Source organism: Chromohalobacter sp., from assembly GCF_039830575.1.
GTDB classification, from domain to species: Bacteria; Pseudomonadota; Gammaproteobacteria; order Pseudomonadales; family Halomonadaceae; genus Chromohalobacter; species Chromohalobacter israelensis.
In genome coordinates this window covers 289898-307764 of sequence record NZ_JBDOOX010000012.1, presented here as the reverse complement: position 1 = coordinate 307764, position 17867 = coordinate 289898, and the positions used below count along the sequence as shown (strand labels likewise).

12 protein-coding genes and 4 tRNA genes are annotated in these 17867 nt (G+C 62.7%); 5 read left to right on the top strand and 11 right to left on the bottom strand.

The window, feature by feature from the left end; translation table 11 throughout:
- Window positions 1-170: 170 nt before the first annotated feature.
- The 8 genes from lon to ABGX75_RS11270 form a co-directional block, all read right to left on the bottom strand.
- A complete protein-coding gene (gene lon, locus ABGX75_RS11305) occupies window positions 171-2579 on the bottom strand; it encodes an endopeptidase La (RefSeq protein ID WP_035409928.1) in 2409 nt (802 codons plus the stop codon).
- A 172-nt stretch (window positions 2580-2751) separates the two neighbouring features.
- On the bottom strand, window positions 2752-4032 hold the full coding sequence (gene clpX / locus ABGX75_RS11300) for an ATP-dependent Clp protease ATP-binding subunit ClpX (RefSeq protein ID WP_011507342.1): 1281 nt from the start codon (window positions 4030-4032) through the stop codon (window positions 2752-2754).
- A gap of 89 nt (window positions 4033-4121) precedes the next feature.
- A complete protein-coding gene (clpP, locus tag ABGX75_RS11295) occupies window positions 4122-4742 on the bottom strand; it encodes an ATP-dependent Clp endopeptidase proteolytic subunit ClpP (RefSeq protein WP_224113267.1) in 621 nt (206 codons plus the stop codon).
- 96 nt (window positions 4743-4838) lie between these two features.
- On the bottom strand, window positions 4839-6185 hold the full coding sequence (gene tig, locus ABGX75_RS11290) for a trigger factor (protein ID WP_224113266.1): 1347 nt from the start codon (window positions 6183-6185) through the stop codon (window positions 4839-4841).
- Between the two features lie 277 nt (window positions 6186-6462).
- Window positions 6463-6537, bottom strand: a tRNA-His gene (locus tag ABGX75_RS11285).
- A 33-nt stretch (window positions 6538-6570) separates the two neighbouring features.
- Window positions 6571-6645, bottom strand: a tRNA-His gene (locus tag ABGX75_RS11280).
- Between the two features lie 50 nt (window positions 6646-6695).
- Window positions 6696-6772 (bottom strand) — tRNA-Arg (locus tag ABGX75_RS11275).
- Between the two features lie 59 nt (window positions 6773-6831).
- Window positions 6832-6908, bottom strand: a tRNA-Pro gene (locus ABGX75_RS11270).
- 207 nt (window positions 6909-7115) lie between these two features.
- On the opposite strand from ABGX75_RS11270, the gene folD reads away from it, so the two are divergent.
- The 3 genes from folD to mtnN are packed head-to-tail and all read left to right on the top strand — an operon-like array spanning window position 7116 to window position 9231.
- Window positions 7116-7979 carry a bifunctional methylenetetrahydrofolate dehydrogenase/methenyltetrahydrofolate cyclohydrolase FolD gene (gene folD, locus ABGX75_RS11265; RefSeq protein WP_224113265.1) on the top strand — a complete coding sequence of 288 codons (864 nt, stop codon included), beginning with the start codon at window positions 7116-7118 and terminating at the stop codon, window positions 7977-7979.
- Window positions 7980-8032: 53 nt separating this feature from the next.
- Window positions 8033-8500 (top strand): S-ribosylhomocysteine lyase, encoded by a 468-nt coding sequence (locus ABGX75_RS11260; RefSeq protein ID WP_035409938.1) that lies wholly within the window; start codon window positions 8033-8035, stop codon window positions 8498-8500.
- A 23-nt stretch (window positions 8501-8523) separates the two neighbouring features.
- On the top strand, window positions 8524-9231 hold the full coding sequence (gene mtnN / locus ABGX75_RS11255) for a 5'-methylthioadenosine/S-adenosylhomocysteine nucleosidase (protein ID WP_035409941.1): 708 nt from the start codon (window positions 8524-8526) through the stop codon (window positions 9229-9231).
- Between the two features lie 158 nt (window positions 9232-9389).
- On the opposite strand, the gene cysS is transcribed toward mtnN, so the two are convergent.
- Window positions 9390-10775 carry a cysteine--tRNA ligase gene (gene cysS, locus ABGX75_RS11250; RefSeq protein ID WP_224113264.1) on the bottom strand — a complete coding sequence of 462 codons (1386 nt, stop codon included), beginning with the start codon at window positions 10773-10775 and terminating at the stop codon, window positions 9390-9392.
- A gap of 12 nt (window positions 10776-10787) precedes the next feature.
- Entirely contained in the window at window positions 10788-12467 is a 1680-nt protein-coding gene (locus ABGX75_RS11245) for a glutamine--tRNA ligase/YqeY domain fusion protein (RefSeq protein WP_224113263.1), read from the bottom strand.
- Between the two features lie 167 nt (window positions 12468-12634).
- Between ABGX75_RS11245 and ABGX75_RS11240 the strand changes: the two genes are divergently transcribed.
- Both ABGX75_RS11240 and ABGX75_RS11235 read left to right on the top strand, forming a co-directional pair.
- The gene (locus ABGX75_RS11240) at window positions 12635-13129 is read left to right on the top strand and encodes a peptidylprolyl isomerase (RefSeq protein ID WP_011507350.1); all 495 of its coding nucleotides are present in this window, start codon (window positions 12635-12637) and stop codon (window positions 13127-13129) included.
- A gap of 80 nt (window positions 13130-13209) precedes the next feature.
- Complete coding sequence (locus ABGX75_RS11235) at window positions 13210-13938, top strand: UDP-2,3-diacylglucosamine diphosphatase (protein WP_224113262.1); 729 nt, start codon at window positions 13210-13212, stop codon at window positions 13936-13938.
- 38 nt (window positions 13939-13976) lie between these two features.
- Here ABGX75_RS11235 and ABGX75_RS11230 read toward each other — a convergent pair whose 3' ends face one another.
- Window positions 13977-17846 (bottom strand): AAA family ATPase, encoded by a 3870-nt coding sequence (locus tag ABGX75_RS11230; protein ID WP_224113261.1) that lies wholly within the window; start codon window positions 17844-17846, stop codon window positions 13977-13979.
- Window positions 17847-17867 lie beyond the last annotated feature (21 nt).

Sequence of the window (17867 nt, the reverse complement as noted above, 5' to 3'; positions counted from 1 at the left end):
CCCCTTGACTGTTTCGGTAATGACTGGAAATCGGCGCGAAACTTCCACTGCCTGAAGCGTCACAACAAAGGCTGGAATTTATAGCAATGCCACGAAACTCTTGTCAAGAAAGCTTCGCGCCGAGCCGCGCCATGCGCGGATTCAAACCGCGTCATGGCCGCTAAATTCTGTCAATGCGTGCTGATATTGGAACGCGTCGGTTGACTGGTTTCCGCTAGGGATTCACCGCTTTCCACCTCTGCTTTTTCCACCAGCGCCGCGTCGAGAACTTCATCAATCCATTTGACGGGCCGGATATCCAGGGCATCCTTGATATTGTCCGGCACTTCCTTGAGATCCCGGCGATTTTCCTCCGGTATGAGCACCGTCTTTATACCACCGCGTCGCGCCGCCAGCAATTTCTCCTTGAGCCCGCCGATCGGCATGACCTCGCCACGCAGGTTGACTTCACCGGTCATGGCCACGTCACAGTGCACCGGACGCCCGGTGTAGGCCGAGACCATCGCCGTCACCATGGCGATGCCCGCACTCGGCCCATCCTTGGGCGTGGCGCCCTCGGGGACGTGAATGTGGAGGTCCTCTTTCTCGAAGCGCTCGGGATCGATACCCAGCGCTTCGGCGCGTGCCCGCACCACGGTATGCGCCGCACTCACCGACTCTTTCATCACATCGCCGAGCGAACCGGTCTTGTTCAGGCGCCCCTTGCCCGGGGAGACCACCGACTCGATGTTGAGCAGCTCGCCGCCCACCGATGTCCAGGCCAGCCCCGTGACGCGCCCGACCTGGTCTTCCTTGTCGGCCAGGCCATAGCTGTAGCGACGCACGCCGGCATAGGTCTCGATGTCCGCAGCCGCCAGCAGTTGCGGCCCTTTCGCACCTTGCTGTTTCTCGGCCTCGACACGTTCACGCAGCACCTTGCGGCTCACCTTGGCGATCTGGCGCTCCAGCTCACGAACGCCCGCCTCGCGGGTGTAATAACGCACCAGCTCGAGCAGAGATTCGTCAGAGAAGCTCAGCTCGTCCTCCTTGAGCCCGTTGGCCTTGAGCTGCTTGGGCACCAGGTAACGCTTGGCGATGGCGAGCTTTTCGTCTTCCGTGTAACCGGGCAGGCGAATGATCTCCATGCGGTCGAGCAGCGGCTCCGGGATGTTCATCGAGTTGGCGGTGCAGATGAACATGACGTCGGAGAGGTCGTAATCCAGCTCCAGGTAATGGTCGCTGAAGGTGTTGTTCTGCTCGGGGTCGAGCACTTCGAGCAACGCCGACGAAGGGTCGCCGCGATGATCCATGCCGATCTTGTCGACCTCGTCGAGCAAGAAGAGCGGGTTGCGCACCTCGGCCTTGCTCATGCGCTGAATCAGCTTGCCGGGCAGCGAGCCGATGTACGTACGGCGATGCCCGCGAATCTCGGACTCGTCGCGGATGCCTCCCAGCGCCAGGCGCACGTAACGCCGGTTGGTCGCGCGTGCGATCGACTGACCGAGCGAGGTCTTGCCGACCCCGGGCGGGCCCACCAGGCACAGCACCGGTCCCTTGAGCTTCTTGACGCGCTTCTGCACGGCCAGGTACTCGAGGATGCGCTCCTTGACCTCTTCCAGCCCATAGTGGTCCTCATCGAGCACCTTCTGGGCATGCACCAGGTCATGCCGCACGCGCGAGCGCTTCTTCCAGGGTACCGCCACCAGCCAGTCGAGGTACGAACGCACCACGGTCGCCTCGGCGGATGTCGGCGCCATCATCTTGAGCTTGCCCAGTTCCTGGCGCGCCTTGTCGGCCGCTTCCTTGGGCATGCCGGACGACTCGATCAGCTGCTCGTACTTGTCGGCCTCGTTGGGCGCGTTCTCGAGCTCGCCCATCTCCTTCTGGATGGCCTTCATCTGCTCGTTGAGATAGTACTCGCGCTGGGACTTCTCCATCTGGTCCTTGACCCGCGAACGGATGCGCTTTTCCACCTGCAGCAGATCGATCTCGGACTCGATCAAGGCCATCAGGTGCTCGATGCGATCGCGCACGCGATCCATCTCGAGCAGCTCCTGCTTGTCGCCGATCTTGAGCGACAAGTGCGCGCAGATCGTATCGACCAGGCGGCTCGGGTCCTCGATGCCGGACAACGAATTGAGGACTTCGTTGGGCACCTTCTTGGACAGCTTCACATACTGCTCGAACTGATTCAGCAGGACCCGCACGAGCGATTCCTGCTCGCGCTCGGTCAATGCCTCGCTCTCGCGACGCGTGGCCTCGGCCGATACATAACCGGACGCGTCCTCGTGGACATCACGAATGTCGGCGCGATAGTCACCTTCGATCAATACCTTGACGGTGCCGTCCGGCAACTTGAGAAGTTGCATGATTTCGGCCACGGTCCCGACATCGAAAAGGTCGCCGAATTCCGGATCGTCCTGACTCGCCTCACGCTGGGCCACGAGCAAGATACGCTTGTCGTTTTCCATGGCCGTCTCGAGCGCGCGAATCGATTTCTCGCGCCCCACGAACAGCGGAATCACCATCTGCGGATAGACGACCACGTCCCGCAGCGGCAAAAGGGGAAGACTTAAGGTCTGTTCAGCGTTCTGCTCCATCGCAGACGTTCCTCAACAAAATCGGTGGATGGGCCGCGAGACGGCACTAATGCCTGGGAAATGGGGGCGCATCCCATGCGATGCAACCGTGCAGCCCGTCGGTTTCATGACGCGGCGGTAGGTTCAATACGAAAAGGGGGCCCTCAGGCCCCCAGGATGGCTCGGCCGGACATCAACCGTCCTTGCCGGCCACCTTGCTTTCTTCCTGCTGGGAGTAGATCAGAAGCGGCTCGCTGTCGCCGGTAATGACCGAGGCATCGATCACCACCTTGGTGACGTCCTCCAGCGAAGGGACCTCGTACATGGTGTCGAGCAGCACGGACTCCAGAATCGAGCGCAGCCCGCGCGCACCAGTGTTGCGTGCCATGGCCTTGTGCGCCACGGCGCGCAGGGCATCCTCGCGGAACTCCAGCTCGACGCCTTCCATCGCGAACAGATGGACGTACTGCTTGATCAACGAGTTCTTGGGCTCGGTGAGAATCTGGATCAACGCTTCTTCGCTGAGCTCGGTCAGCGTGGCAATGACCGGGACACGCCCCACGAACTCGGGAATCAAGCCGAACTTGACCAGATCCTCGGGCTCGACGCCAGCGAGGATATCCCCCATCGCCTTCTCGGAGTCCTTGCTCTTCACCTCGGCATTGAAGCCGATGCCACCCTTCTCGACACGATCGCGAATCACCTTCTCCAGACCGGCGAACGCGCCCCCCACGATGAACAGCATGTTGCTGGTATCGACCTGCAGGAATTCCTGCTGGGGATGCTTGCGTCCGCCCTGGGGCGGTATCGAGGCCGTGGTGCCCTCGATCAGCTTGAGCAGGGCCTGCTGCACGCCTTCGCCGGATACATCACGCGTGATCGAAGGATTGTCGGACTTGCGCGAAATCTTGTCGATCTCATCGATATAGACGATGCCGCGCTGCGCCTTGTCGACATCGTAATCGCATTTCTGCAACAGCTTCTGGATGATGTTCTCGACATCCTCGCCCACGTAGCCGGCTTCGGTCAGGGTCGTCGCATCGGCGATCGTGAACGGCACATTGAGCAGCCGGGCCATGGTCTCGGCCAGCAATGTCTTGCCGCTGCCGGTCGGACCGATCAGCAGGATGTTCGACTTGCCCAGCTCGACGTCTTCCGACTTCACGTCGGCACGAAGACGCTTGTAGTGATTGTAGACCGCCACGGACAACACGCGCTTGGCGCGATCCTGACCGATCACGTAGTCGTCCAGCGTATTGCGGATCTCGCGCGGTGCCGGCAGGCGTTCTTCATCGCCCTCGGCATCGGCTTCCAGCACTTCTTCGCGAATGATGTCGTTGCATAGATCGACACATTCGTCGCAGATGTAGACGGAAGGACCCGCGATCAGCTTGCGTACTTCGTTCTGATTCTTGCCGCAGAACGAGCAGTACAGCAATTTGCCGCTCTCGTCTTTGCCTTTGCCGTCAGCCATTCGCGTACCTCGTCATAGCGGCATCCCTGACGGGCTGCCGGTAATAAATGCATGTCTCGCTATGAGTCATCAAGTGTCATCAGACGCTATCAGGATACGGGGCGCTTATCCAGCATGGCATCGATGAGGCCGTACTCCACCGCCTGCGTGCCATTCATGAAATTGTCGCGATCCGTGTCCCGAGCCACCGTTTCCGTATCCTGACCGGTGTGCTTGGCGAGGATCTCGTTGAGCTGCTGACGGATGTTGAGAATCTCTTTGGTATGGATCTCGATATCCGCGGCCTGGCCCTGATAACCGCCCAGCGGCTGATGGATCATCATCCGCGAGTGTGGCAGGCAGTAACGCTTGCCTGCGGCACCACCGGCGAGCAGCAATGCCCCCATGCTGGCGGCCTGCCCGACACATACGGTCGACACGTCCGGCTTGATGAACTGCATGGTGTCGTAGATGGACATCCCCGCCGTCACCGAACCTCCCGGTGAATTGATGTACAGGTGGATGTCCTTGTCCGGGTTCTCGGATTCGAGAAACAGCATCTGCGCTACCACCAGATTGGCCATGTAGTCTTCCACCGGGCCAATCAGAAAGATGACACGCTCTTTCAGCAGGCGGGAATAAATATCATAGGCCCGCTCACCACGCGCATTCTGCTCCACCACCATGGGGACTAGACCGCCGGCGTTGCTGATATCGAACTCATTGCCCATTGCGTGGCTTCCTTAATCCGATGACTGATTGCTTCAGTGACTAGAGACCCGGCCGTAGCCGGGTCCAGGCACTTGCGACGGCATGCGCGAAGGGGCTCAGGCGCTGGTCTCTTCCTGCGCCTCTTCTTCCGCACCTTCCTGCTGCTGTGCCGCCTGCAGGGCTTGCTCGTAGGACATCTCGACATCCTTAACCTGAGCCTGCTCCAGCAGCTTGTCAACTGCCTTGTCTTCAAGAACCGAGGACTTGATCTGGTTCTTCATTTCATCGTTCTTGAGATAATACTCGATCACTTGTTCGGGCTGCTGGTACTGCTGCGCCAGCTCCTCGACACGCGCCTTGATCTCGTCGTCGCTTGCGTCGAGTTCATTGACCTTGACGACCTCGGCCAGCAACAGCCCGACCTGCACACGCTTCTTCGCCTGATCGGCGAACAGTTCGTCCGGCAGCTGGGAGACGTCGAAATCGTCGCCGAGACCGAACTGCTGTGCGGCCTGACGCTTGAGCCCCTGGGTCTCCTGCTGGATCAGCGACTGCGGGACCGGAATGTCGTTGGCCTGCTGCAACGCTTCCAGGGCCTGCTGCTTGACGCGATTGGTCACGGCCTGGGAAAGCTCGTGCTCCATGTTCTTCTGCACGTCGGCGCGGAAAGCGGCAACTCCACCCTCTTCGACACCGAAACGCTTGATGAATTCATCGTCGACTTCCGGCAGCTGCTTGCCGGCGACCTTGTGCACCTTCACCTTGAAGGTGGCTTCCTGGCCCGCCAGATGCGCCGCCTGGTAGTCCTCGGGGAACGTCACCTTGATCTCGAGCTCGTCGCCGGCCTTGGCACCCACCAGCTGCTCTTCGAAACCGGGAATGAAGCTGTTGGAGCCCAGCTCGAGCTCGTGGCCTTCGGCGGCACCGCCTTCGAAGGGTTCGTCGCCCAGGTAACCTTCAAAGTCGATGGTCACCTGGTCGCCATTGGCCGCCGCACGATCGACCGCTTCCCATTCGGCATGCTGGGTGCGCAGCGTTTCGATCATCTGATCGACGTCGGCCTCGGTCACCTCTGCCTGGGGACGCTCGATCTCGGTGTTTTCGATCGAGTTGAGCTCGAATTCGGGGTAGACCTCGAGCGTCGCGACGAACTCCAGGTCCTTGCCGTCTTCATCGACGGTCGGCTCGACCTGCGGCGATCCCGCCGGGTTGAGGCTCTCCTGGGTAATCGCCTGCACATAGTGCTGGCGCATCATTTCGCCCACCACCTCGTTGCGGACTTCTCGGCCGAAACGCTGGCGAACGACCGTCAGCGGAATCTTGCCACGCCGAAAGCCGTTCAGCCGCACGTTCTTGGCGGTTTCCTGCAGACGGGTAGCCACGGCTTGATCGACCTCGGCAGCCGGCACTTGGACGGTGACGCGACGTTCGATCTGGGAAGTCGACTCAACGGAAACTTGCATGAATGATCCTCTACCGACAGGGGGCGTTCTGAAAATACGTATAAGACGAGGATTCTATGAATCCCCATTCGCGCTGGCAAGCGCATTGCGTGGTTTATGGGGCTACAAGGCCCATCTTACAAGGGAAACGGGATGAAAAAAGCACGTCAAACGTCGCAATGGCGATATCGACGAGCAGCTCTTGGCCACACGGATGCAACGCACGCGTATCGACCGCGATCGACAGCAACGAGACGAAGGAGAAACGAATGAAGCACGAAAGGAAGGTTGTCATCGCTGGGGTGGATGATGGGGATCGAACCCACGACCACCGGAGCCACAATCCGGGGCTCTACCACTGAGCTACATCCACCACGACGACGATAGACTGCGTGACATTCGAGCTTGGGGTGGATGATGGGGATCGAACCCACGACCACCGGAGCCACAATCCGGGGCTCTACCACTGAGCTACATCCACCATGACTCGACACGCAACGGGCAATGCCCTTCATCGACAAGCACGCGACATGGCGCGCCCAGCAGGACTCGAACCTGCAACCTACGGCTTAGAAGGCCGTTGCTCTATCCGGTTGAGCTATGAGCGCCTTGATGTCACGCCGGCACAGGCTCAACCGAGAACCGATCCTCTAAAGGATCCGGATGCTGGTCGGGGTAGAGGGATTTGAACCCCCGACATCCTGCTCCCAAAGCAGGCGCGCTACCAGACTGCGCTATACCCCGTCGCCCCGAGACCGTTTGGGCAAGGCCAATCGAGCCCGTCGATGCGCAGCGTATTGTACGCATCTTCCTTGCCAGGTCAAGCCCTTACGCCTCCCTCTTCGCCAGGGGCACGGCAAGGATACATTGACTGCGCCTCCCAGCGTGCGAAAATTGCGCCTCTTTTAACGCCGCCCGACACCGGGCCTAGCAAGCCAAAGGAACGAGTCGATGACCGCTCAGTTGATCGACGGCAAGGCGATTGCCGCTAATGTCCGCGAACAGGTATCTCGCCAGGTCCAGGCACGCCGCCAGGAAGGCAAGCGCGCACCGGGGCTCGCGGTCGTCCTCGTCGGTGAAGACCCCGCCTCCGAGGTGTACGTTCGCAACAAGCATCGCGCCTGCGACAAGGCCGGGGTGCACTCGGTGCAGCACAAGCTGCCGGCCGGCACCACGCAGGCCGACCTCGAGGCGTTGATCGACTCGCTGAATGCCGACCGCAGCATCGACGGCATTCTGGTCCAGTTGCCGCTGCCCGACCATCTCGATGCTCGCCCGATTCTCGAGCGGATTCGCCCCGACAAGGACGTCGATGGCTTCCACCCTTACAACCTCGGCCGACTCGCTCAGCGACTGCCGGTCCTGCGCCCCTGCACCCCCAAGGGCATCATGACGCTATTGCAGGAAAGCGGCATTCAGGCGCGCGGCCTGGACGCGGTCATCGTGGGCGCCTCCAATATCGTCGGCCGCCCCATGGCCCTGGAGCTGATGCTGGCCGGCAGCACGACCACGGTCTGCCACCGTTTCACCCGTGACCTCGAATCGCACGTACGGCGCGCCGACCTTCTCGTCGTCGCCGTCGGGCGGCCGGGACTGGTCAAGGGCGAATGGGTCAAGGAAGGCGCCGTGGTCATCGATGTGGGGATCAACCGTCAGGACGACGGCAAGCTCGCCGGTGACGTGGAGTTCGCCCCCGCCGCGGCGCGCGCCAGCTACATCACGCCTGTGCCGGGGGGCGTGGGACCCATGACGGTGGCTTCCCTGCTGGAAAACACGCTGTTCGCCGCCGAACTGCACGACGGCATGCACGCCTAGCGCACAGGCGTTACAATGAACGGCTACATCCAGTTCGAGAAAGGAGTGGAGAGATGAGCGACAAAGAAATGAACGTCGAGAGCTTCAACCTCGACCATACCAAGGTCAAGGCGCCCTATGTACGCCTGGCCGGGATCAAGACCGGCGATCACGGCGATGCGATTCACAAGTACGATCTGCGCATCTGCCAGCCGAACAAGGCCCACATGGAAATGCCCGCCCTGCATTCCCTGGAACACCTGATGGCCGAATTGTCGCGCAACCACACCGACAAGATTCTCGACATCAGCCCCATGGGCTGCCAGACCGGCTTCTACGTCACGCTGATCAACCACGACGATTACGACGACGTGCTCGACCTCATCGACAAGACCCTCAACGACGTGCTCGTCGCCAAGGAAGTGCCGGCCTGCAACGAGATGCAGTGCGGCTGGGCCGCCAGCCACAGTCTCGAAGGCGCTCAAGCCTTGGCACGCGACCTGCTGGCCAAGCGCAATGAATGGAACCAGGTGTTCGCCTGATCGATAGAGGGATCACGCTCCAAATGCGCAAGATTGCCATCATCGGTGCCATGGCCGAGGAAGTCGAACGCCTCGCCTCGCATCTGGAAAACCGCCAGACCCGCCAGCATGCCGGCTCGACGTTCCATTCGGGCCACCTGCATGGCGTCGAGGTCGTCATTCTGCAGTCGGGAATCGGCAAGGTGAATGCCGCCGTCGGCACCACGCAACTGCTCGAGGTCTATCAGCCGGATGCGGTGATCAACACCGGCTCGGCAGGCGGCTTCGGCGTCGACCTCGAGGTCGGCGATGTGGTCATTTCCAGCGAGGTGCGTCATCACGATGTCGACGCGGTGGTGTTCGGCTACGAATACGGCCAGGTCCCGCAGATGCCGGCCGCTTACGCACCCGACCCTCATCTGGTGAACGTCGCCCGCGAATGCATCGAGGGACTCGGCGAGCTGCGCGTCGCGGAAGGCCTCATCTGCACCGGTGACATCTTCATGGCCGACAAGGCCGCGGTCGACCAGGCCCGCGAACGCTTTCCGAGCATGCTGGCCGCGGAAATGGAAGCGGCTGCCATCGCCCAGACGTGCCATCTGTACGACTGCCCCTTCGTGGTCATTCGTGCGCTGTCCGATATCGCCGGCAAGGAGTCGGACCTCTCCTTCCAGGCCTTCATCGAGAAAGCCGCAACGCACTCGGCGATGATGGTCGAAGCCATGGTCAAGCGGCTGGGCACTGCGAGCTAAGAATGCACCTTCCCCGCGATGACGGGTGACAGCGACAAGGCAAAGAAAGGGGAGAAAAGGGTCTTTGCCAAGACCGCCAACAGCCTTGAGATGCAAAAAAGCCGCGATCACGGATCGCGGCTTTTTTGCGTGGGGACAAAGGCACTGCCCGGTGGCGGTCAGTCGCCCTCGACGACCCAGGTCGTACCGTCGCGACCATCCTTCAACACGATCCCGAGCGCCGCGAGCTCGTCGCGAATGCCATCGGCGGTGGCGAAATCCTTGGCTTTCTTGGCCTGTGCCCGCGCCTCGATGCGCGACTCGATGTCTTCCTCGCTCATCGGCAGCCGGCCCGCGCCCGCCTGCAAGAAACCTTCGGGGTCCTGGCCGAACAAGCCCAGCACACCGCCCAGCTCCTTGAGCTCATGCGCCAGAGCCGGCGCATGCGCGGGCGCCTCCTGCTTGGCGCGATTCAACTCGCGCGCCAGATCGAACAGCACCGCCAGCGCCTCGGCGGTATTGAAGTCATCATCCATCGCGGCGATGAAACGTTCGCGATACCCCGATTCCACCTCGCCGGCCTCCGGAGCGACTCCCTGGAGCGCGTTGTAGAAGCGCTCCAGCGAACGACGCGCGTCGCTCAAGGCATCCGGCGCATAATTGATCGGGCTGCGATAATGGCTTGCCAGGAGCAGGTAGCGCACGACTTCCGGCGCGTGCGCTTCCAGCACCTCCCGGATCGTGAAGAAATTGCCCAGTGACTTGGACATCTTCTCCTGATCGACCCGCACCGCTCCGGCATGCATCCAGGTGTTGACGTAAGGCCGGCCCGTTGCCGCCTCGCTCTGCGCGATCTCGTTCTCATGGTGCGGGAACACCAGATCCGGCCCCCCGCCATGAATGTCGAAGGTATCGCCCAGGCAGCAGGTCGACATCGCCGAGCACTCGATATGCCATCCCGGCCGCCCATCGCCCCAGGGTGACGGCCAGCTTGCCTCGCCCGGCTTGGCCGCCTTCCACAGCACGAAATCCAGGGGGTCTTCCTTGGCGGTCTCGACCTCGACACGCGACCCGGCACGCATGTCATCGAGGTCGCGATTGCTCAGCTTGCCGTAGCCCTCGAAGCGGCGCACCCGGTAGTACACGTCGCCGTTGGCGGCCGGATACGCGTACCCCTTGTCGATCAGGCGCTGGACCATGGCGACGATGTCATCGACATGCGCCGTGGCACGCGGCTCGCGGTCAGGGCGCAGCACGCCGAGGCGGCCCTCGTCCTCATGCATGGCCGCGATCATGCGCTCGGTCAACGCCGCGATCGGCTCGTCGTTTTCCTCGGCACGCTTGAGAATCTTGTCGTCGATGTCGGTGATATTGCGCACATAATCGACCTCGAAGCCACGCCAGCGCAGGTAGCGCGTGATCATGTCGAACGCCACCATGACGCGGGCATGCCCGATGTGGCAGTAGTCGTAGACGGTGATACCGCACACGTACATGCGCACCCGCCCCGCGTCGAGCGGCGTGAACGTTTCCTTGCGTCGCGTCAGCGTGTTGTAGATCTGCACGGCAATCCCCTCTCAGCCTTTCTTCTGTGCCTTGGCCCAACCATCCTTGAGCCCGACCGTACGATTGAATACACGCTTGCCATCCTGACAGGCGTGACGGTCGGCACAGAAGTAACCCACGCGTTCGAACTGGTAGCGGCTTTCGGGCTCGACCTCGGCCAGGCTCGGCTCGGCGTAGCCTTCGACGATACGTAGCGATTCGGGGTTGAGGTGCTCGAGAAAATCGCCGTCACGGTCGCGATCCGGCGCCTCGACCTGAAACAGGTTGTCGTAGAGGCGCACCTCCACCGGCACGGCATCCGCAGCGCTCACCCAGTGAATGACCCCCTTCACCTTGCGCCCCTCAGGGTTCTTGCCCAGGGTGTCGAGATCGACGCTGCAATGCAGCTCCTGCACCTCGCCCTGGGCGTCCTTGATGACCTCGTCGCAACGGATCACGTAGGCATTGCGCAGACGCACTTCCTTGCCGGGCGCCAGGCGGAAGAATTTCTTGGGCGGCTCCTCCATGAAGTCGTCCTGATCGATCCAGATCTCGCGCGTCAGGGGCAGCTGTCGCACGCCCATGTCGTCACGCGCCGGATGCCCGGCCACTTCGAAGGTCTCGCGATGATCTTCGGGCAGGTTCGTCAGCACCACCTTGAGCGGCTTGAGCACGCACATCGCGCGCGGCGCGTTATCCTCGAGATCGGAGCGGATCGCGTGATACAGCATGGCGATATCCACCATGCCGCCGTCGGCGCGCGTCACGCCGATCATCTCGCAGAACTTGCGCAACGACGCCGGCGTGTAGCCCCGGCGACGCATCCCCGAAATCGTCGGCATGCGCGGGTCGTCCCAGCCATCGACGAGCCCCTGGTCGACCAGCAGCTTGAGCTTGCGCTTGGACGTGACCGTGTGTGCCAGATTGAGACGCGCGAACTCGATCTGACGAGGCTTGCTCGGCACCGGCAGATTGTCGAGGAACCATTCATAGAGCGGTCGATGGTCCTCGAACTCCAGCGTGCACAAGGAATGCGTGACGCCCTCGATCGCATCCGACTGCCCGTGCGTGAAGTCGTAGGACGGATAGATCTTCCACTTGTCGCCCGTCTGATGATGGCGCGCGTGGCGCACGCGATAGAGGATCGGATCGCGCATGTTGATGTTGGAGGCCGCCATGTCGATCTTGGCACGCAGGACCTTCTCGCCTTCGGCGAACTCGCCTTGACGCATGCGCTCCAGCAGATCGAGGTTCTCCTCGGGCGACCGGTCGCGATAGGGACTCGGCGTGCCGGGTTCGGTCAGGGTGCCGCGATACTCGCGAATCTCGTCCGGCGACAGATCATCGACATAGGCCTTGCCTTCGCGCACCAGGTGCTGCGCCCAGGCGTAGAGCTGGTCGAAATAATCCGAGGCGTAACGTACCGCCCCGTTCCACTCGAACCCGAGCCAGGCGATATCGGCCTTGATGGCATCGATGTACGCTTGTTCTTCCTTGGCGGGATTGGTGTCGTCGAAACGCAGATGGCATTGACCGCCAAACTGCTCAGCAAGCCCGAAATTCAGACAGATCGACTTGGCATGACCGATATGCAGGAAACCGTTGGGTTCCGGAGGAAACCGAGTGATGATGGTATCCTGGCGACCGGCCTCGATTTCCTCGCGAACCTGATTGCGGATGAAGTTCGGGGCGGAGTGGCTGTCTACGCTCATGGGCTGTCTCAAAGAACCTCTGTTCGTTCGCGGAGTGACCGGAGGGCGCATCGAAGCATCGGCTGGCGCCTCGACACGGTTTCGCCCGCGGGTGCAAAGCCGCTATTATAGCGCGACGCCAGCGCGCGACGCCAAGTCACGCTCAGTTCTCTTGCCAGGATACGCCCATGATCGTTCTGCAAACCAATTACGGCAGCATTCGCCTGCGCCTCGACCATGACAACGCCCCGAAGACCGCTGCCAATTTCGAGCAGTACGTGCGCGACGGTCATTACGACGACACTCTGTTCCATCGTGTCATCGACGGCTTCATGGTGCAGGGCGGCGGCTTCGACACCCAGTTCGAGCAGAAGCCCACGCGCGCGCCGATCGACAACGAGGCCGACAACGGCCTGAAGAACGTCAAGGGCAGCGTCGCCATGGCGCGCACCCAGGACCCGCACTCCGCGAGCGCACAGTTCTTCATCAACGTCGCCGACAACGACTTCCTCAACCACCGCGACAAGTCCATGCAGGGCTGGGGTTACTGTGTCTTCGGCGAAGTCGTCGAGGGCATGGACGTCGTCGAGAAGATCAAGAACGTCCCCACCACGCGCCGCGGCATGCATGCCGACGTACCCGCCGAAGACGTCATTCTCCAGCGCGCCTACGTCGAAGACTGATCGTTACGCGTCGCCGTGCCCGCGGGCACGGCATCGCCCTTCCGCTTCCTTCTCGCCACGTTCACGAGGACGCCAGCACGATGACCACCCTGCTGATTTCCGACTTGCACCTCCATACGGGCCAACCGGACATCACGCGCGGTTTCCTGGATTACCTGGAACGCGACGCACGTCACGCCGACACGCTCTACCTGCTTGGCGATATCTTCGAGGCCTGGATCGGCGATGATTATCTCGGTGATCTGGAACGCCAGGTCATCGATGCACTGAGGCGTCTCAGCGACGCCGGCACCCAGCTCTATTTCATGCACGGCAATCGCGACTTCCTGGTCGGCGAGGACTTCGCCGCCGCCGCCGGCGCCACCCTGCTCGACGATCCCTGTCTCGCGACGCTCGGCCGTCAGACGGTGCTGCTGATGCACGGCGACAGTCTCTGCACCGGCGACGAGGAATACATGAAGTTTCGCGCCATGGCACGAGACCCCGAGTGGCAGGCCCAGATTCTTGCCTTGCCCATCGAGCAACGCCTGGAGCTGGCCAAGAGCCTGCGCATGCAATCCTCGGATGCCAATACGCAAAAAGCGGATGCGATTATGGACGTCACGCTGGCGGAAGTCGAAGCGATCATGCGCGAGCATGGCGTGAGCACCCTGATCCACGGCCACACCCACCGACCGGCGGTACACGAATTCACGCTCGACGGCCAGCCCGCCCAGCGTATCGTGCTGGGTGACTGGCGCCCCGGACGCGGCTGGGAGGTACGCGTCGAGGGTGACGCCCCCCCACGGCTGCGTGAATTCGCGTTCTAGGTCCGCGCCTGAGAAAACCCGGCGCCCTCTTCACGGCCTCAATGCTGGGGCTCGCCGAGCACACGGTCGAGTTGCGTGCGCCAGCGCACCAGCATCGGCGCATCGCTCAACGCCACCTGCCCCAGCAAGCGACGAAAACGCCGACGCACGTCATCGTCATGCGCATCGATCAACGTCAGCCATACTTCGCATGCGTAGAGCTGGTGGTGGCGATTTTCCTGCTCGCAGGCCACGCGATAAGCCTCGGCCGCCAGACGACGCACATCGTCCGGCGCATGCCCGAGGGCATGACGCGCCCGCACCATCTGCAGCGTCAACTCGGGCAGGTAGAGCGAATTGCGCTCACGCGCCATGATCAGGCATTGGTCCAGATACTCTTCCGCGCGCGCGTCGTCATGCAGTGCCAGACAGGCGTCGCCATACCACAGCAGCGCACGCTGATAACGGTCCTGCCCCGTGGCCTCGGTAACCTGCTCCATGCTGTTCTCGATCAGCGTCAGCCCCTCGGGGTCGCCGTTCATCGCCTTGCACCAGCCGAGCGCACTTTGCGCCGCACAATGCCAGAGCTGCAGATCCGGCGTCGAGGTCAGCTCGAACGCCCGCTCGGCACGGGCCCCGGCCAGATGGACGTGACCGAGCTGGCGATACAGCGCCGCCGCAAACACCAGCGACATCGCCAGAGAACCGGGATGCTTGATCGACTCCGCCAGGCGGATCGTTGCCTCGATCTGTTGCTCGGCACGCCGGTAATCGCCGCGCAGGCATATCGCCCAGGCGTGATAGCACGCCGCCGCCACCTGGGGATGGTCGGAGAAAGGAAGCCAGTCGAGCACCATCGGCTGATGCAGCGGATCGATTTCCTCGAGATGCTCGAACGCATGGCGAATGCGCCCCGCCCAGTACTCGCAATTGGCACGCGCATAATCCGCCAGTCGCTTGTAGCGCGGATCGCTCAGGCACTCGGCCAGCTCCGACAGGCGTGCCGTCAGGGCAAAGGCATCGGCATGCGCATGACGCTGGCTGCATCCGACCCAGAGTCCCCAGGTCACCAGGAATGGCAGTTCGTCGTCGGGATCGTCTTCCCCGGCGCGTCGCGCCTCCAGAGCACCCAGCAGATCCTTGGCACGCACGAAGCTTTCATGGGCGGTGGGCGATCCATGCCCTTCCAGCGCGAAGGCGGCTTGTCCGCGCACCGTCAGCAGGCTGATATGGCGCTCTTCCTGAGCCGTCAAGTGCTGCAGGCACGCCAGCCCCGCATCGGCCATGTCGAGTGCCGTGCGGTTGGCACTGAGCTTGAGAGCGGCCCGCGCCGCCAGTTCGAAATAGCGCGCCGCCCGGGCATGATCGCCGCTACGGCGCAGGTGCGAGGCGAAGTATCCCGGGTGGCGCCCTATCAACGCCGGGAAACGCTCTTCGATGAGCGTCACGACCTGATGATGCAGGCGCTCCCGGACGTCCCTCGGGCAGGACAGATACGCCGCCTCCTGAAGCAGCTGATGGACGAACTGATAATCGAACGGACTGTCGCCGTGACATGGCTCGATGATCTCCAGGCGCTGCATGTGGGCGAGCACCTGCTTGAGCCGCGTGTCTCCCAGGCCGGTACATTCGCGCAGGAAGGCCACCCGAAACTGACGACCGACCACCGCGGCGACGTGCGCCACGTCGCGGTCGGCGTCGAGCTGCTCGATACGACTTGTCAACAATCCCAGCAGGCCACGGGGAAGCTCATCCACCTGGACACGTCGTCCCTCGCGCCGGTCCATGTCGAGGCGCCGGCAGATCTCCTGCAGGTACAGCGGCACGCCGTCGCAGCGCTCGATGAGCTGGCTGCGCAGCCGGGGCGTGATGTGCAAGCGATAATGCCTGGCCAGCTGCATCAAGAGTCGCGACGACTGCCCGCTATCCAGCCGTCCCAGCACGACATGCTGATCCCAGTTGAGCCGCACGGGCAGCGCATCGGGTCCCTGGTGACTGGCCACCAGCATGAAAGGCACATTGATGGGCAACCGCGCCTGCAACGCCAGCAGCACCTTGAGCGAGGGTTCGTCGAGCCACTGCAGGTCATCGATGATCAAGGCAAGCGGACGTTGCGCGGTGAGGCGCTCGATCAATTCATGCAGCAGCTGCGTCACCGCATCGAGGCTGTCGCCCACCTCCTCCTGGCCACTGTCGCTCAACGCCTGGAACAGCGTCGCACGCCGGGCGTCGTCCAGGCCGGGCTCATCGGCCAGCCACGCCTCCAGCGTGGCTGCATCGAGTTCGCGATCCAGGTGCCAGCGCAGCAGGGCACGCACCACGCCATAGGGCGTCTGGGTCGACAGGCGCGTCATCGGCTGCCAGCACATCGCCACTTCCTGGCTCTGCTCCCACTGTCGAAAGCTCACCAGCAAGGCCGACTTGCCCATGCCCAGGGCCCCCTGCACCAGCACGCTCTGGCGCAGCCCGATCACCACCCGCGCCAATGAGTCGCGCAACTGACGCAGCGCCGTTTCACGGCCGATCAAGCTGGGGGGCGTTGCATCACGCCCCCCTTCGTCGATACCCAGAACCAGGGCCCGCAGGTGCACGCGGCCATCCGCCGCCAGCAGGCGCGTGGAGAGACGTGGCTGCAAATCCAGTGCCGGCGGCATGTGCTGGCTCGCCTCTTGCGATATCACCAGCTCACTGCCCTGCGCCGCGCTCATCAGCTCGAGTGCCGGCTGGGTCACCTGCCCCAGGGGGTCCGCCAGACGGCGTTCGGGTAAATACAACCCACGGCCACTATTGAGTCCCGCCGCCAGTTCGAAGCGCGGTACAGCCCCACCCCCCGTCCAGTGCCGCTCGACCTCGTCAGGCAGCTGACGACGACAATGCTCGTAAAGCGCGACCAGCTCGGCCAGTTGATGCGCCGGCCCGTGGGTGCCGAAACAGGCCAGCCCCAATCCGCCCGTGGCGCCCGGCAGCCAGAAGCCCCCCAGCAGATGGCATTGACGCTCCAGCCAGCGCATCAGCTCCACTTGCAGCAGCAGGCAGGCATGCCCCTGGGCACGCTCCTGCCAATCGCCATGCAGCTGCAGGCGGATCGCCATGACCGAGAGCTGCCGGTAGTCGATTTCCTCTTCACGAATCGGCGCGCTTTCCAACGCCACGGCCCGCGAGAAAGCCCCCTGGGGAGATTCGGGAGTCACCGGCGAAGCGCCATCGGACCAGTAACGCGCCAGTTGCAGGAACTCGGGCTCCGGCTGCTGCCCCGACAGCGCCAACAACTCGAGGTAGGCGTTGAATTCTTCGTGTGCGGCGGCACTTTGCCCCTGTTCGGCCAGCTGTCGCACGCGCCGCTCGTGAAACGGCCCGTACCCCGAGAAGCGGCTCACCAGCTGGCGGAGCACCTGATCGGACACCACATCGGCGGTTCCCAGCGCCTGTTCGATATAGGCGATCACTCGTTGCCGCCATTCGCTGCGCGTCTTGAGCAGCCAGCGCTGGAACTCGCCGCATTGCGGCAAGTGCAATTCTTCCACCAGGTCGCCACGGTACAACGACAGCAACTCGTCGACGATGGCGATGTCGATGGGGCCCTGAAGCAACGCTTCCAGGCGCCGGACATCGAGCTGCCAGTGGTCCCCGCAATGCAACTCGATGCTTTGCCGGGACACGCTCAGCGCTCGGTCGGCCTCGTCGCCCAGGCTCTGGCGCAGGCAATGCAGGGCGTGACGCAGGTTGGTACGCCCCGAAGAGAGTCCCTGGTCGGGCCACAGCATTTCCGCCAGCCCGGCACGATTGACGGCCTGCCCATTGAGGAGCAGGTAGACCCACAGCGCCTTGACCTTGTCGTAGCTGAACTGGGTCAGCGTCGTTCCGCCCAGCGTCATCGAGAAGTGCCCGAAGAGCGTCAACCGGGGCGGTGCCAGGCTGTCCTGAGTCATCGTCGTCATACCCTGGTTAGG

Coding starts and splice junctions, on each gene's coding strand:
- lon (WP_035409928.1), bottom strand. CDS start 2,579: ATGGAGCAGAACGCTGAACAGACCTTAAGTCTTCCCCTTTTGCCGCTG.
- clpX (WP_011507342.1), bottom strand. CDS start 4,032: ATGGCTGACGGCAAAGGCAAAGACGAGAGCGGCAAATTGCTGTACTGC.
- mtnN (WP_035409941.1), top strand. CDS start 8,524: ATGCGCAAGATTGCCATCATCGGTGCCATGGCCGAGGAAGTCGAACGC.
- ABGX75_RS11245 (WP_224113263.1), bottom strand. CDS start 12,467: ATGAGCGTAGACAGCCACTCCGCCCCGAACTTCATCCGCAATCAGGTT.
- ABGX75_RS11235 (WP_224113262.1), top strand. CDS start 13,210: ATGACCACCCTGCTGATTTCCGACTTGCACCTCCATACGGGCCAACCG.
- ABGX75_RS11230 (WP_224113261.1), bottom strand. CDS start 17,846: ATGACTCAGGACAGCCTGGCACCGCCCCGGTTGACGCTCTTCGGGCAC.
- clpP (WP_224113267.1), bottom strand. CDS start 4,742: ATGGGCAATGAGTTCGATATCAGCAACGCCGGCGGTCTAGTCCCCATG.
- tig (WP_224113266.1), bottom strand. CDS start 6,185: ATGCAAGTTTCCGTTGAGTCGACTTCCCAGATCGAACGTCGCGTCACC.
- folD (WP_224113265.1), top strand. CDS start 7,116: ATGACCGCTCAGTTGATCGACGGCAAGGCGATTGCCGCTAATGTCCGC.
- ABGX75_RS11260 (WP_035409938.1), top strand. CDS start 8,033: ATGAGCGACAAAGAAATGAACGTCGAGAGCTTCAACCTCGACCATACC.
- ABGX75_RS11240 (WP_011507350.1), top strand. CDS start 12,635: ATGATCGTTCTGCAAACCAATTACGGCAGCATTCGCCTGCGCCTCGAC.